General features: G+C 70.1%; 14 protein-coding genes. 5 read left to right on the plus strand and 9 right to left on the minus strand.

Annotated elements, in window-relative coordinates:
• Nucleotides 1-21 precede the first annotated feature (21 nt).
• Nucleotides 22-801 (minus strand): alpha/beta fold hydrolase, encoded by a 780-nt coding sequence (locus L324_RS11840; protein ID WP_037306361.1) that lies wholly within the window; start codon nt 799-801, stop codon nt 22-24.
• 50 nt (nt 802-851) lie between these two features.
• Nucleotides 852-1,094, minus strand: coding sequence for a hypothetical protein (locus L324_RS44005; RefSeq protein ID WP_037306362.1), 243 nt, complete (start codon nt 1,092-1,094; stop codon nt 852-854).
• Between the two features lie 88 nt (nt 1,095-1,182).
• Between L324_RS44005 and L324_RS11850 the strand changes: the two genes are divergently transcribed.
• Nucleotides 1,183-1,809 carry an alpha-ketoglutarate-dependent dioxygenase AlkB gene (locus L324_RS11850; protein ID WP_037306363.1) on the plus strand — a complete coding sequence of 209 codons (627 nt, stop codon included), beginning with the start codon at nt 1,183-1,185 and terminating at the stop codon, nt 1,807-1,809.
• Nucleotides 1,810-1,812: 3 nt separating this feature from the next.
• On the opposite strand, the gene L324_RS11855 is transcribed toward L324_RS11850, so the two are convergent.
• The gene (locus tag L324_RS11855) at nt 1,813-3,087 is read right to left on the minus strand and encodes a cytochrome P450 (protein ID WP_037306365.1); all 1,275 of its coding nucleotides are present in this window, start codon (nt 3,085-3,087) and stop codon (nt 1,813-1,815) included.
• 430 nt (nt 3,088-3,517) lie between these two features.
• Between L324_RS11855 and L324_RS11860 the strand changes: the two genes are divergently transcribed.
• Nucleotides 3,518-6,646, plus strand: coding sequence for an ATP-binding protein (locus tag L324_RS11860; RefSeq protein WP_051173861.1), 3,129 nt, complete (start codon nt 3,518-3,520; stop codon nt 6,644-6,646).
• Nucleotides 6,647-6,664: 18 nt separating this feature from the next.
• Here the strand turns inward: L324_RS11860 and L324_RS11865 are convergent, their stop codons facing one another.
• The 5 genes from L324_RS11865 to L324_RS11885 form a co-directional block, all read right to left on the minus strand.
• Nucleotides 6,665-7,516 (minus strand): ABC transporter permease, encoded by an 852-nt coding sequence (locus L324_RS11865; protein ID WP_037306366.1) that lies wholly within the window; start codon nt 7,514-7,516, stop codon nt 6,665-6,667.
• Nucleotides 7,513-8,493: a daunorubicin resistance protein DrrA family ABC transporter ATP-binding protein gene (locus tag L324_RS11870; RefSeq protein WP_037306367.1), complete on the minus strand. Its 981-nt coding sequence runs from the start codon at nt 8,491-8,493 to the stop codon at nt 7,513-7,515. The genes L324_RS11865 and L324_RS11870 overlap by 4 nt, the downstream gene beginning before the upstream one ends.
• Before the next feature lie 24 nt (nt 8,494-8,517).
• Entirely contained in the window at nt 8,518-9,072 is a 555-nt protein-coding gene (locus L324_RS11875) for an NADPH-dependent FMN reductase (protein WP_037306368.1), read from the minus strand.
• Between the two features lie 110 nt (nt 9,073-9,182).
• Nucleotides 9,183-10,082 carry an ROK family protein gene (locus L324_RS11880; RefSeq protein ID WP_037306369.1) on the minus strand — a complete coding sequence of 300 codons (900 nt, stop codon included), beginning with the start codon at nt 10,080-10,082 and terminating at the stop codon, nt 9,183-9,185.
• Entirely contained in the window at nt 10,079-11,488 is a 1,410-nt protein-coding gene (locus L324_RS11885) for an APC family permease (protein ID WP_037306370.1), read from the minus strand. Before L324_RS11885 ends, L324_RS11880 begins: the two co-directional genes overlap by 4 nt.
• Nucleotides 11,489-11,702: 214 nt before the next feature.
• Between L324_RS11885 and L324_RS11890 the strand changes: the two genes are divergently transcribed.
• Together L324_RS11890 and L324_RS11895 are read left to right on the plus strand one after the other, a co-directional pair.
• Nucleotides 11,703-12,206 (plus strand): hypothetical protein, encoded by a 504-nt coding sequence (locus L324_RS11890; RefSeq protein ID WP_037306372.1) that lies wholly within the window; start codon nt 11,703-11,705, stop codon nt 12,204-12,206.
• The gene (locus L324_RS11895; protein WP_037306373.1) at nt 12,203-13,102 is read left to right on the plus strand and encodes a hypothetical protein; all 900 of its coding nucleotides are present in this window, start codon (nt 12,203-12,205) and stop codon (nt 13,100-13,102) included. The genes L324_RS11890 and L324_RS11895 overlap by 4 nt, the downstream gene beginning before the upstream one ends.
• On the opposite strand, the gene L324_RS11900 is transcribed toward L324_RS11895, so the two are convergent.
• Nucleotides 13,099-13,932, minus strand: a complete 834-nt coding sequence (locus tag L324_RS11900) for an alpha/beta hydrolase family protein (RefSeq protein ID WP_235783497.1) — start codon at nt 13,930-13,932, stop codon at nt 13,099-13,101. The genes L324_RS11895 and L324_RS11900 overlap by 4 nt on opposite strands.
• Nucleotides 13,933-14,116: 184 nt before the next feature.
• On the opposite strand from L324_RS11900, the gene L324_RS11905 reads away from it, so the two are divergent.
• Nucleotides 14,117-15,199, plus strand: coding sequence for a J domain-containing protein (locus L324_RS11905; protein WP_037306376.1), 1,083 nt, complete (start codon nt 14,117-14,119; stop codon nt 15,197-15,199).
• The last annotated feature ends 83 nt before the right edge of the window (nt 15,200-15,282 follow it).

Here is a 15,282-nt window from a genome sequence, read left to right on the forward strand (position 1 = left end):
CGCTGACCGGACAGCGGTTTCTCACGACTCGCGGTAGAACGCGCCGAGTTCCGGAGCCAGCCGCCCGGCCGGTACGTCGTGGAACTCGCCGTCCAGCTGAACCTGCTTCGCGCCGGGGATCGCTTCGGCGGTCACGACGGCGGCGGTCTTCAGCCAGTCGGTGCTGCCGTTGCTGTTCACGACGAGAACGGGAATCGCGATCGACGCCAGCCGCTGCGCGGGCACCTTCGAGTCGCCCATCACGAAGGCGTCGTACACGAGCGTCGGCGCGAACGACCGGAGTTCGGCCCACATCGGCGTCGCCTTGGCCTCCTCCACCGCCTCCGCGGGTGAGCCGACGGCCGCGGTCATGAACAGCGCGGCGGCGTCGTCCCACCGGTCCGCCGCGACCAGGTCGCGCATCTCGGCGGCGTACCCCTCGGGGACCTCTTCCGCCTCGCCGCGATACGGCGCCTCGAAGACCGACAGCCGCGCCATCGGCACCCCGGACGCGGCGGCCAGCAACGCGAGTGCGCCACCGGAGGAGATGCCGTGCACGATCACCGGTTCACCGATCGAGGCGACCACCGCGGCGAGGTCTTCGATCTCGCGCTCGACCGCGTACGGCGCGGTGTCCCCGCTGTCGCCCCGGCCCCGGCGGTCGTAGGTCACCACCGAGAACTCGGCCGCCAGTTCGGCGACCAGCGGTTCGTCACCGTGCCGGTCGTTCGAGGCACCGGCCACGACGACGACCACGGGACCCGTGCCGCGTCGTTCGAGGACGATCGGCGTTCCGTCTTCGGACCTGACTGTGTCGATCATGCGGACTATCGTGCCAGGCGCCGGAGTTGCCCTTCGTGCACGTCGCTCACTCACTCCCAGCCGGGCTTGGCCGACGGGCCGATCCGCGGGCCGGCGGAAATCCGGGCGTCCCGCAGGGCGAGCACATACGCCCGATCCTGGTCGATCCTCGCGCGTACGTCGTCATCTCTGCCGACGGAGCCGTGCCCGGGGACGACGACCAGCACACCGCTCCCGCCCCGCACCACGACGGTGTTGTTCTGGAGCAACTCGCTCCGGTGGACCAGCACATCGTCCGCGACCTGCTTCAGCATGGGGTTCCTCCCGCTCGTGGTCCGCCCATCCATACCCGCTCGAACACGCGTTCGACAAATAGTGGGAGCCGGGGTAGGTTCGGTCGCCATGACCCCCGCGCTTCAAGCCTCGCTGTTCGACGAGTGCGCCGCCCTCGGGCTCGGCTCGCTCGGCGCGCTCCGGCGCACCGAGCTGACCAGGGGCGCCTGGATCGACGTCCTCCCCGGCTGGCTCACCGGCGCGGACGAGCTGTTCACCCGGCTCGCCGAGGATGTGCCGTGGCACGCCGAAAAACGGCAGATGTACGACCGCGTCGTCGCCGTGCCCCGGTTGCTGAGTTACTACCGCGAAGGGATGCCGCTCCCCCACCCGATCCTCACCGAAGCACGGGAGGCGCTTTCGGCGCACTACGCGGACGAGCTGGGCGAGCCGTTCGTGACCTCCGGTCTGTGCTTCTACCGGGACGGGCGCGACAGTGTCGCCTGGCACGGCGACGACACCGGCCGCTCCCGCACCGAGGACACCATGGTCGCGATCGTCTCGGTCGGCGCGGCGCGGCAGCTCGCCCTGCGCCCGCGTGGCGGGGGCGAAACGGTCCGGCACGCGCTCGGCCACGGCGACCTGATCGTCATGGGCGGCAGCTGCCAGCGGACCTGGGAACACGCCATCCCCAAGACGGCCAAACCGGTGGGGCCCAGGATCAGCATCCAGTTCCGGCCGAGGGGAGTCTCCTGAGACTCAGTCCAGCAGCACGGGGAGCGCGTCGACGCCGTAGACGATCGAGACCTTCCGGAACTCCAGCGCGTCCTCTTCGATCGCCAGCCGCATCTCCGGGAAGCGGCGCACCAGCGCGGGATAGGCGGCGCGGAGTTCCATCCTGGCCAGTTCGGCGCCGATACAGCGGTGGATGCCCCAGCCGAAGGCGAGATGCGACGTCGGCTCCCGGGTCGCATCGAACTTCTCCATGTCGTCACCGAGGACGCCGTCACGGTTCGCGACGCTGAGCGAGCACAGCACGATGTCGCCCTTCGCGATCCGCACGCCGGCGACCTCCAGGTCCTCCTTGGCGAAGCGCGGGAAGGCCATCTGCACGACGGTCAGGTACCGCAGCAGTTCCTCGACGAACTTGTGGACGGCGTCGTCGTCCCCGCGGACGGTCTCGAACAGCGCGCGGTCCTTCAGCAGTACGAGCGCGCCGAGCGCGAGCATGCTCGCCGTGGTCTCCAGCCCGCCGGTGAGCACGCCGTCGGCGAGACCGGCCAGTTCGCGGTCGTCGATCTCGTCGCCGTGCTCCTTGATGAGCATGCCGAGCAGGCCGTCGCCCGGATTCTCGCGCTGCTTCTTGACGATGTCGTCCAAATAGGACAGTGACTCGGTGATCGCGCCGAGCGACGCGCCCGCGCCGCCGAAGAGGTCGAACCGTGCGGTGCTCAAGCGCTGGAAGTCGTCGCGGTCCTCGTACGGGACGCCCAAGAGCTCGCAGATCGTCAGCGACGGGATCGGCAGCGCGAAGGCCTGCCAGAGATCGACCGGCCCGTCCGCCTTCTCCATCGCGTCGAGCTGGTCGGCGATGATCTCGTCGATCCGCGGGGTGAGCCGCGCCAGCCGCCGCATGGTGAACTCCGGCGTGAGCAGCCGCCGGAGCCTGGTGTGCACCGGCGGATCGGCGAACCCGAGCCCGCCGGGGTTCTGGTCCTCGGTCACGCCCGCGTTGCCGACCAGGTTCGTGAAATCGCTGCTGAACTCGGTCACCTTGCCGAGGACGGCCTTGGCCTCGTCATAGCCCGTGACCAGCCAGGCGTTCATGCCGAACGGCAGATCCAGCTTGCTGATCGGCGCTTCGGCGCGGAGGCGGCCCAGGTCGGCGACCGGGTCCAGGCCGTCGCGTTTGAGCGGCTTCAGCGCGTTGTCCGGGAGGATCGACATCTTGGACAGGTCGAAGCCGTTCTTCTGCTGACGCGCGAGGTAACGGCGGCCGATCCATGCCAGAACACGCGAGCGAATGCTCCCCATGGACCCCACCCTACTCCTGCCGCGTAGCGCCTGACCTGGCACAACAGGCCGCGGTCCCACTCGATTCGTCACGTTCAGGAGGTCGCGCGCGGACCGCGCGGGGTTCCCGGCCAGTGGGAGACGTCGATCACCGCCCTCCGAGCCCACGGCCTCGTGAGTGGCAAGTGTCGTTCTAACGGCACTTACCACTCACGACCCGCTGACCATCCAAGTCGCCAAGGAGGTCCGGACCCAGACAGCGGCGCTGTCGCGAGGGACCCCTTTGCGACGTTCACCGTCTCAAAGGGGTCCTTCAGGACAGCGCCGCGGTAGCCGCTGGGTCGCGGGGGTCGTGAGTGGCAAGTGTCGTTCTAACGGCACTTACCACTCACGAGGCCTGACAGCGGGCGGGCGTCGTGAGATTGTCGGACCCTACTGGGAGGATTCGGACATGTCAGCCGTGCTCATCGGACGCGACCATCCCGCGGGGGTACTCCGCGCGGAGATCGCGCGCGCCACCGAAAGCCACGGCGGGCTGGTCCTGGTCACCGGTGAGGCCGGGATCGGCAAGACCACGCTCGTCACCGGCGCCGCCGAAGAGGCGAAGCGCCTCGGCGCGCTGGTGCTCAACGGATCCTGCTGGGACTCCGCCAGCGCGCCCGGCTACTGGCCGTGGACGCAGGTGGTCCGCGGGCTGCGGCGCTCGGTCGAGCCGGGCCGGTGGGCCGCGATGGCGGACAGCGAACTGGACGTCCTGCTCGGCGAAGCCCGCGGCGACGGCGCGCCCGACGGCTTCCGGCTCTACGACGCGGTGACGAGCGCGCTGGTGTCCGCTTCCCAGGCCCAGCCGGTCGTGGTGGTGCTCGACGACCTGCACTGGGCCGACACCGCGTCGCTCCGGCTGCTCGAGTTCGCCGCCCAGCACACCTGGTTCGAACGGCTGCTGCTGATCGGCACGTACCGGGACGTCGAGGTCGAGACGACCGACCACCCGCTCCGTTCGCTGATGCTGCCGCTGCTCGCGAAGGCCACGTCGGTCACGCTCACCGGTCTCGAACCGGACGAGGTCGGCGCGCTCATGGCCAGGACGGCGGGTGCGGAACCGGACTACGAACTGGTCGCCGAGGTCCATCGCCGCACCGGCGGCAACCCGTTCTTCGTCGAGCAGACGGCCCGGCTGTGGCACAGCGGCGGCTCCGCGGAGACGATCGCGCCCGGCGTCGCCGACGCTCTGCAGCGACGGCTTTCCCTGCTCCCCCAACCGGTTCTCGAACTGCTGACCACCGCGTCCGTCCTCGGCCGGGAATTCCACCGCAGACTGCTCGCGGTGGTGGCGCCGGCACCCGTGCCGCAGGTGGACAGGCTCCTCGAGCAGGCCGTCGCGGCGCGGCTGGTCGTGGTGCGGGGGCAGGGGCGCTTCGCGTTCGCCCACGACCTCGTCCGCGAGACGTTGTACGCGAGTATGTCCGATTCGGAGCGACAGAAGCTGCACGCCGCCGTCGTCGACGCCGTCCGCGAGCCGACGGCGTCGACGGACCGGCTCTTCCCCGCCGATCTGGCCCGCCATGCCCTGCTCGCCGGCCGGGAACTCGATCCGGACCGGGCCGTCGACCTGATGCTGGCCGCGGCGGCCGACGCCACCGGCCGGATGGCCGTCGAGGAGACGGCCGCGCATTACCGGCGTGCGATGGAGACCGTCCGGGATCGGCGGCGCCGCGCGGTGATCGCCCTCGAACTGGGCGCGCATCTGACCCGCCATCACGACTCCGAAGAGGGCAGGCAGGTCCTCGACGCGGCCGCGGCCCTCGTCCGCGAACTCGACGACGACGATCTGCTCGCCCGGCTCGCGCTGACCCTGATCCGCACCGACCACAAGAGACTGCGCGCCGGCGAGACCGCCGTGCTGCTCGCCGAGGCGCATCAACGGCTCTGCGGACGCGCGCCAGGGGAAACCCTATCCGCCGACCGGATGACGCAGGAACTGACAGCGCGCATCATGGTGACCGCCCGCGACGATCAGGACGACTCGGCGCTGCAGTTCGGTTTGTGGGCCCGGCACGACGCGATCTCGGGCCCCGGCACCGCGGCCGAGCGGCAACGGCTCACCGACGAACTGATCGCGCTCGGCCGCCGGACCGCGAACGCGGAACTGGAGCATTTCGCGTCCTCGTTCAAGTGGGTCGCGCTGCTGGAACAGGGCGACCCGCGCTATCTCGGGCAGTACCAGGACTTCGTCGCCATGGCGGACCTCGGCCGGGTGCCGAGTTCCCATCTCGCCGCCATGATCGACCAGAGCATCATCGCCACGATCCAGGGCCGGTTCGACGAAGCCGAGGCACACCTCCAGCGCGCGATCTCCGGCGACAGGAACCAGGACCATCCGCATTTCTGCGATCTCACCCGGCTGCAGCGGTGGTCTCGATGGTGCCTGCAGGGCCGGTTCGACGACCTAGCGGTGCTGCACCGCGAGAGCACCCACGACAGCGGTCATTCCTATGGACGGCTGCTGGAGGCGATCACCGCGGCACAGCGGGAGGACGCCGCGGAAGCCGTACGGCTCACCGATCTCGCGGCCGAGGCGAAGCCGTACTCCCGCGACCTGGAGGCGATGTGGCTGCGCTGCCGGGCGCAGACAGCGGCGGTCTCCCGCGATCCCGAACGCTGCGAGGCGGCCCGCGCACTCCTTTCGCCCCACCACGGGGAATGGCTGGTTTCCCTGCACGGCTGTGAGATCTCCGGCCCGGTCGATCTCTGGCTCGGCAGGCTCGATCTGGCGCAGGAGCGGTGGAACGACGCCGTGGAGAACCTGACCGGCGCCGCGCTCTCGGCCGAAAGACTGCGGGCCGCGGCCTGGGCCACCGAGGCCAAGTCCTGGCTGGCGCAGGCACTGCTCGGGCGGAACCTCGAAGATGACGCGACCACCGCGGCGACCATTCTGTCCGAAGTGGACAGAGAAGCCGCCGCGCTCGGCATGCGCCAGGTCGCGGCCAGGGTGAAGGAGACCCGGGAAGGCGCGCGGGCCCCGGCGGCGCGTCCTGCCGAGTTCCGCCGCGACGAAGCCGTGTGGACCCTGTGCTTCGACGGCGTCACCACCCGTCTGCCGGACTCGAAAGGCTTGCGGGATCTGCATTTCCTGCTCGGCAGACCGGGTTCGGAGGTGCCGTCGGTCCGGCTGCTCGCCCCGGAAGGCGGTGAGGTCGTGGTCGCCGCCAAGAGCGTCGGCGGTGACGCCGTCCTGGACGACGAGGCGAAGGCCCGTTACCGCGCGCGGCTGGCCGAACTCGACGACCTGATCGACACCGCGACAGGACTGGGCAAGGACGCCAGGGCCGCGGCACTGGACCGGGAGCGGGACGCGCTGCTGGCGGAACTGCGGTCCGCCGCCGGGCTCGGCGGCCGCACCCGGCGCCTCGGCGACGAGGCCGAACGCGCCCGCAAGACGGTGACCGCCCGGATCCGGGACACGCTGCGCAAACTCGACGAACTCCACCCCGCGCTGGCCGCGCATCTGCGCGCGTCGGTCACCACCGGGTCGTCGTGCCGTTACGCACCACAGGAAAAGGTCCCCTGGCGGCTGTGAGCCGCCAGGGAACCCCGGTCATTTCCTGTTGTAGAGCCGCATCGTCAGCGTGCCGAAGATCGCCAGGATGACGCCGCCCGCGATGAGCACCCAGGTGATCTCGCCGCCGTCCCAATCACCGTCCATCATGGACCGGACAGCGCCGACCACGTGGGTCACCGGGTTGACGTCCACGAAGGCCTGCAGCCAGCCCGGCATCGTCGCCGGGTCGACGTAGATGTTGCTGAGAAAGGTCAGCGGGAACAGCACCATCATGCTGACCCCCATCACCGACTTCTCGCTGCGCAGCAGCAGGCCGAACATCGTCCAGATCCACGAGAACGCGAACGAGAACGCCAGCAGCAGGAGGATCGCCGCGGCCACGCCGCCGAATCCGCCGCCGGGCCGGAAGCCCATGATCAGCCCGACCCCGAGGATCACCAGCGACGCGATGAGATAGCGCAGCATGTCGCCGAGCAGGTAGCCGACCATCGCCGACGGCCGCCAGATCGGCAGCGTGCGGAACCGGTCGAAGACACCCTTCGCGATGTCGGTGTTCACCGCGACCCCGGTGTACATCGTGATCATTAGGATGCTGCTCGCCATGATGCCCGGCAGCACGAACTGCAGGTACTGCGTCGGCGAACCGGACAGCGCGCCGCCGAACAGGTAGGTGAACATCAGCGTCATCATGATCGGGAACGCGGTGACGTCGAACAATTGCTCGGGTACGTGCTTGATCTTCACCATCGCGCGCCACCCGAAGGTGATCGAGGCCGACAGCGCGCTCGGGCGCCGCGGACGGTTCTTCGCGATCAGGATGGCGGCGAGGTCCTCGGGCTTCGGTGCCGCGAGGACCGGTTCGGTTTCTTTGACTGCCGTGCTGCTCAAGCTGCACTCTCCTCAGGCGTGACGGTGCGGTCGGTGAGGGCCAGGAAGACCTCGTCGAGGCTCGGCTGGCCGAGGGAGAACGTGTCGACGACGATTCCCGCGCGGGCGAGTTCGGCCAGTGCGCGCGCGGCGTGCTCGGCGGCGCCCTGTTCGGTGCTCTCCCCCGAAAGCCGGGCGGTCAGCGCGACCGGATCCGGTTCCAGCTGCACCCGCGCCTCCAGGATCCGGTTCAGCAGCTCCTCGGCCTCGGGCCGCTGATCGGCATCGCGCAGCCGGACGTGGACGGCGCCCGCACCGACCGAGGCCTTCAGCTGCCCCTTGGTGCCTTCGGCGATGACCTTGCCGTGGTCGATGACCGCGATCCGGGACGCCAGCTGATCGGCCTCGTCGAGGTACTGCGTGGTCAGCAGGACGGTGGTGCCGTGCCGCACGATCGCGCGCACGATGTCCCAGACCTGGTTGCGGCTGCGGGGATCGAGCCCGGTCGTCGGCTCGTCGAGGAAGAGCACGTCCGGGGTGTTGAGGATGCTCGCGGCGATGTCGATCCGCCGCCGCATCCCGCCGGAGTAGTTCTTCACCTGCCGGCCCGCGGCTTCGGTCAGGCCGAACGCCGCCAGCAGTTCCGCCGCCCGCGCCCGGGCGGCCGGTTTGCGGTGCCCGGTCAGCCTGCCGATCAGCACCAGGTTCTCGGTCCCGGTCAGCTCCTCGTCGACCGAGGCGTACTGCCCGGTCAGGCTCACCATGGACCGGACGGCGTCGGCCTCGCGGACGACGTCCTTGCCGAAGACGCGGGCCTCACCGCCGTCGGGGCGCAGCAGGGTCGCGAGCATCTTCACCGCGGTGGTCTTGCCCGCGCCGTTCGGCCCGAGGACGCCGTACACGGTGCCCGCGGGGACTTCGAGATCGAGCCCGTCGACCGCCCGTTTCTCCCCGAACACCTTGACCAGCCCCGAGGCTTCGATGGCCAGTTCACTCATTTTCCTTGTTCCTTCCCGAAGTTTTCAGCAGACGTACGGACGGGCGGCCCGCGCCTCGCGCAAGGCGAGGCCCCACCAGAGGAGTTCGTCGAGCAAGGTGGTCACGGCCTGCCCCTGCCCGTCGGAGTCGGAGGGAGTGCCGTCGAGGAGGTTGAACGCGACCGTGTCCCGCATCGTCGCGGTGTGCAGCTCGGTGAAGATCGAGCGAAGCTGCTCCACGGCGTAGAGCCCCTGTGACCGGTACCCGTAGGAGACGAAGCCGACCGGTTTCGCGCGCCACTCGTCGTAGGCGCAGTCGATCGCCTGTTTGAGCGACGCCGGGAAGCTGCGGTTGTACTCGGGGGTGACGACGACGAACGCCTCCGCCGCGTCGATCCGCCCGGCGAACCGCTTCATCTCCCGCGTCGCCTGCTCCGGCAGCCCGGAAGGCAGGTCGAAATCGACCAGGTCTAGCACGTCGAGGACGAGACCGTCCCGGTCTCCCGCACGGCCGGTGAACCACTGGGCGACGGCGTCCCCCACCCGCCCTTCGCGGGTACTGCCGATGATCACCGCGACCCGCAGCGGACCGTTGCCCATGACCACCCTCCCTCGCCTCATCCCTCAGGCGCGAGAAAGCCGCCGGGCGTTCGCTAGATCGGATCTAGCGAACGCCCGGCGGCTTCGGTCGGTGATCTCGCCTGCGGCTGCTAAGCGTCCAGCGCGATCGCGATCGCGCCCAGCAGGGAGGCGTCCTGGTCGAACTTCGCCGACACCAGTTCGGGCGGGAACGGCACGGCCTGCGCCAGCCGCTCACGCAGCGCGGGCAGCAGGACGTCGGCCGAGCGCACCAGTCCCCCGCCGACGGCGATGCACTGCGGATCGAGCGCGATGGCGAGGTTCGCGACGTGCATCGACAGTTCGTCGAGCGCCGCGGTGACCAGTTCCTTCGCCTGCGCGTTCTCCCTCGCGAGGGAGAACAGCTCCCCAGCGGTGACCGGGCGGCCGAGCAGCACACTCGCCCGGCCGCCCAGCCCTCGTCCACCGACGACCTCCTCCAGCGGCGCCGCTCCGCCGGCGAACCCATCGGTGTCCTGCGGCGAGCGAAGGTTGTACCCGATCTCGCCCGCGGCTCCGTTGGCGCCGGTCAGCAACCGGCCGCCGACCAGGACCGCCGCCGCGATCCCGGTCCCCAGCGACAGGAACACCGCCGGATCGGTGCCAGCCAGCGCTCCCCACCGCCATTCCGCGAGCGCCGCCGCCTTGGCGTCGGTGCCCACTTCGATGCCGACGTCGCCGAACTCGTCCGCGACCAGTTCCCGCAGCCGCAGTTCCTCCCAGCCCGGCACGTTGGGTGCCAGCAGGATGCGGTCCTCCAGCACGATGCCGGGGCTGACGACGCCGATCGCCGCGAGGCGGTCGGCGGCGCCTTCGTCGGCGAGCAGTTTCCGCGCGGCGGCGAGCGCCCGGCTCACCACCTGTCCGGCGCCCGCCTGCGCGTCGGTGTCGAGCCGCCGGGTGACCAGCAGGCTCCCGGTTCTGTCCGCCAGCCCGATCGCGACCTTCGTCCCGCCGAAGTCGATCCCCAGGATCAGCTCTTCCCCCGTCACTTCCCCGTCCCCTCTGCCGCCCCCGCGAACGATTCCTGGATCCCCTTGGGCCCGAACGGCCACACGCGCTCCGCCTTCGCGTAGGCGAGGAACGCCGCCACGCCGAGCGCGATCCACGCCACCGAAAGCCCGATCGAAAGCCAGGTGGCCGAGAAGTAGATGTAGACCCAGCCGAGCAGCGCGATGACCGTCGGGATCGGGTACAGCCACTGCCGGTACGGCCGGTCCAGCTCCGGCCGCCTTCGCCGCAGCACCACGATCGCCGCGACCTGGGCGAGCGACTGGACGATCACCAGGACCGTCACCGCCGCGTTGATCACCGCGGTCAGCGTGAACAGCGAGCCGATCGCGGTGATGAGACCCATCGTCAGCACACCGGCGGTCGGCAGGTTCAGCTTCGGGTGCAGCTTGGCGAACACCGGCAGGAACACCTTGTCGCGCGCGGCCTCGAACGGGACCCGCGAGCCGCCGAGCAGCCCGGCGAACACCGAACCGACCGCGGCGATCACGATGAACACGGTGATGACCTTGGCCGTGCCCGTGCCCCACGCCTGTTCCAGCACGGTCGAGGCGACCGACGTGGCGGTCTTCAGTTCCTCCAGCGGGACCGAGCCGAGCACACCGAGCTGCAGCAGGAAGTACAGGCTCATGATGCCGAGGATCGAGAAGATGATCGACCGCGGCAGCGTCCGGCCCGGATCGCGGACCTCGCCGCCGAGATAGGCGCTGGTGTTGTAGCCGAGGTAGTCGTAGATGGCGATGACCAGGCCCGCGCCGAGCCCGGCCCAGAACGCGCCACCGCCGAACGAGAACGCGCCCGGCGTGAAGGCGAACGCTTGCGCGCCGTCGAAACGCGTGAAGGCCGCGACGATCACCGACAGCGCGGCGAACAGCATGACCGCGAACAGGACGGTGGTCAGCTTCCCGATCTCGCCGATCCGCCGGAACAGCGCGAGCACCACGAGCGCGATGACGCCGAGCCCGATGACCTTGCCGAGCCCGGTGGTCCCGCTCTCGTCCGCCACGCCCGGGATCAGGTACCCGAGGTACTGGACGAGGCCGATGACGCCGGTGGACATGATCAGCGGGATGAACAGCACCGCGCTCCAGGCGAACAGGAACGGCATGAGCCTGCCGGTGCGGAAGCCGAACGCCTCGCGCAGGTAGACGTAGGTACCGCCGGCGCCCGGGAGGGCGGCGCCGAGTTCGGCCCAGATCAGGCCGTCGGCCAGCGCGATGACCGCGCCGATGAGCCAGCCGAACATGGCCTGCGGACCGCCGAGGGTCGCCACCATCGCGGGGATGGTGACGAACGGGCCGATCCCGCACATCTGGGTCATGTTGATGGCGGTCGCCTGCAGCGGCCCGATCTTCCGCTCGAGCCCCGGCTGCGGGGGTGAACTCAAAACGCGCCTCCCTATTAGTTAGTAAAGTTTCTTAACATAATTTGCGGCGTGTCGGAAGGCCAGGCGGCGAAGTTGTCGCGCGCCGGTCCACCCGGATCTGCCCGAAAGGGCGGAATCCGCGAAATACGCCCGAATGGACCAACCCGGCACGTATCAGGGGCCCGCCATTCCGCGTCCTTATCCGAAAGGGCGTCTTCCCAGGACGGTGAGGTCCATGAAACGGCTGCTCAGCACGGCGATGGCGATCGCCGTCCTCGGATTCACGGCGGGCTGCGACGGAACCTCCGCGCCCCGCGACACGGCCCCGGCCGACGCGACCACGGACAGCGGGGTGACGACGGAGACCGCGCCGACGGCGTCGTCGATTACGGCCCCGCCCGGACAAGGAGGCGGCCACACCAGGGACCCCGGTCCGCCCGGCGTGCCCGGCAGCCCGATCGTCTACGACCACACCCGGCTGGGCGCGTCTCCCCCGATCGCCCGTTCGGAGATCGAGGGCGACATCCGGAAGGTCTGCGGGCCGAAGCTGTGCGGCGTCAAGGTCGTGATCACCGGCTCCGGCGAATGCATCAGCAGCATCACGCACTCCCCGGTCAAACCCGGCGGAACCGTCACGATCAAGGCCGTCGCGTGCAAACCCGAGGTCACCGAGGAGACCACGACCTCGGAAAGCCCGGCTTCGACCGGCGAGCAGCCCACCGAGACCACCTCCGGATGACCGCGCGGCGCGGGCTGCGCAGGCCCGAGACGAAAGCACCCGAGCCCGACTCCGGCCCTCCGCAGGCACTCAAGCTCGTCGGCACCGTGCTGGCCAACACGACGCTGCTCACCGCGCTGCTGTACTTCTTCGGCCTGGTGGAGACGCAGGTGTTCTTCGCGTACTTCCGCGTGCACTACACGCTGCTGGGGCAGACCCCGGACGAGATCTTCGCGCGCGGTGTCGACGGCGTCCTCCTGCCCCTGGCGGGAACGGCGGGTTCGGCGCTCGGTTTCCTGATGCTGGCCCGCTTCCTCCGGATCCGGCTTTCCGAGGACGGCTGGGCGCGGCTGCTCCGGATCGGGACCCCGATCGCGGCCGGGCTGGGTGCGGCGCTGATCGTCGCGGCCGTGCTGATAGCGCTGGACCCGGTACCCTTCCGCCCCTATCCCGGGCTTCCCGGACTCGGCTTCGCGCTCGGCGTGCTGATGGTGCTTTTCGCCTGGCGCCGCTGGGCTTCGGCGCACCGGTCGCACCTGCTGGAACTCGTACTGGGGTACCTGCTGGTCAGCATCGGGCTGTTCTGGGCCGTCAGCGACTATTCGGCCTCCGTCGGCGTCCGGCGCGGTTTCGAAGTCGCGGCACAGATCCCGACGCGGCCCGCCGCGACGATCTACAGCGCCGAAAGCCTCAACCTCACCGCGGGCGGTGTCCTGCAGGTGAAATGCGCGGACCCCGACGCCGCCTACAAATACCGGTACACCGGCCTGAGACTGCTGTTGCAGTCCGGCGGCCAGTACGTCTTCGTTCCCTGGACGTGGCGGGCGGGGACCGACGTCGCGTTCGTCCTCCCGAAGAGCGACAAGCTGCGGCTCGAATTCGGCCCCGCGCGGTCGGTCCCACCCGCCGCCTGTTAGCGCAGGTGACGCTCCAACCAGGCGGTGACCGTGTCATCGACCACCTTCGCGATCGGCAGTTGCGGCGCCGGTGCGATACCCGGCTCGTCGGCCAGCGGATGCGCCAGATCGGCGATCCGGTCCAGGCGGACGTCGTCCGGTGTGGCGTACTGCCCGCGCAAGGCGGAGACGAGTTCGTCGGCGTCTTCGCGGAACGACGGGAAATCGTCCTCGCCGCTGACGACCAGCAGCGGAACTTGGGTTTCCCTCGCCGAAATTTCACCCGATCGTGCGACGAAGTCGAGCTGATCCGCCGCCTTCTCCGCTTCGGCGTTCCACGGATACGGCTGTTCCAGCATGCCTTCCACCAGGCCCACCACCGAACGCGCGCGGACCGCGGGGTTGACCAGTGCCGCGGCGCGGACCGGGATCTCCCGCGTGGCCAGGATCGTCAGCGCCACGGCGCCACCCAGCGAACCGCCCGCCACGGCCATCCGGGAGGTGTCGAAGCCGAAGCGTTCCCGCAGGACGGCCAGTGCGGCGGGGAACTCCAGCGCCGCCTGCCGGACGAACGGGTCGAGGTAGGCGAGCATCGCGTCACGGCGGGCCCGCTCGATGACGGCGTCCATCCCGCCGTCGACCATTCTGGCGCCGCACAACGGCATTCCGAGGTAGACGCGCCACGCCGGCACCCCCGCCAGCGGCAACGCGGCCGCGAACGCGGCGTCCGAACGGGGCGCGTCGATCATATGCCAGGCGATGACCACCGGCGCGGGGCCACTGACCTCGGCCGATGGCGGCAAGGCGGTGAACGGTACCCCCGCGGCGGTACCCGTGACCGGTTCTTCCACCGCTGTCCTTCCTGGTGCGCTGTCGATCTCCACGATATCCAGGACGCATCGGAGGTGGACCTCGTTCCGCCACAAGCGAAACAGTATGCCCGCGAGGTCACCCCGACGCGCCGCGGAGGTGGTTGCGGACCACCGGCGGCGGCCGAATAGTGTTGCGGCCCGGCCCTTTGGAGGTGAACCGCCCGTGCCCGATGTCGATTACTACGAGGTGCTCGGCGTGGGCAAGGCCGCCTCGGCCAACGAGATCAAGACCGCCTACCGGCGCCTCGCGAAGTCACACCACCCGGACACCGGGGGTTCCGCTCTCACGTTCCAGCTGGTCCGCGAGGCCTACGACACGCTCAGCGACCCGATGCGGCGCGCGGGCTACGACGCGGGCGGGCGCTCCGTGCGCGTGCCGGTCCGGCCGCGGCCGAGACGGCGCTTCGGCGACGAACCGGGCTACGAGCCCGCGCAGGTCGTGATCGATCCGGAAGACCTCGAATGGTGGGAATTCGCCGCACAGGACGACCGCGTGCGGCACGGACGACGGCGCGGTCCCGGGCATACCCCGGTCGTGGCGGCGGTCGGCGGGATGGTGCTGGTCCTGCTGCCGGTGCTGACCGGCGTCGGGTTCTCGGCGCCCACGCTGATCGTCTGGCTGATCCTGACCGCCGGAACGGCCCTGCTGGTGCAGCGGCTCGCCCGCGGCTACCTCGCCGCTTCCCGTGCCAGGACCCGGTTCGCCGCCGAATTCGGCGGGAAACGCGTCTTCGGCACCCCCGGCACCGAGACCGACGAACTCGCCGAGCGGCTCACCGCCGACCTGCTGGAGCGCTATCTCACCCGGCTGCCCGGCGCGCGGATCTTCCACGGCCTCTCCTGGCCGGACTCGGTCTTCGCCGACGTCGACCACGCGGTGCTGTGCGGCAAGCGGCTCGTGCTCATCGAATCGAAGCTGTGGCTGCCGGGGCATTACGAAACCGGCGACGACGACCGGCTGCTGCGCAACGGCCGCGCCTTCCGCGGCGGCGGCAGCAGGCTCGCCGAAAGTGTCGCCGAATACCGGCGGATCCTGCCCGGCGTCGCGTTGCGCGGCGCGATGATCGTCTACCCGAGCCGGACCGGCGAGGTCACCACGGACCTCGACGACCCCTCCCCCACGCCGCCGATGACGCCGGAGCAGTTCCTGCACGAGATCGGCGGCTGGCTGGCGGCGGAGCCGTCCACTGTGGACTCGGCGACGATGCGGACCGTCCGCGACCGCGTCGTCGGCGGCAACGTCTAGCCCTCAACCCGCATTTCGGGTCAAGCGCGTGAAGGCCCCCTTCCCTCGGCTCAGCCGAGGGGGTGGATTCCAGGGGTCGTTGC

The sequence above is a fragment of the Amycolatopsis orientalis DSM 40040 = KCTC 9412 genome (assembly GCF_000478275.1).
Lineage (GTDB): Bacteria > Actinomycetota > Actinomycetes > Mycobacteriales > Pseudonocardiaceae > Amycolatopsis > Amycolatopsis orientalis.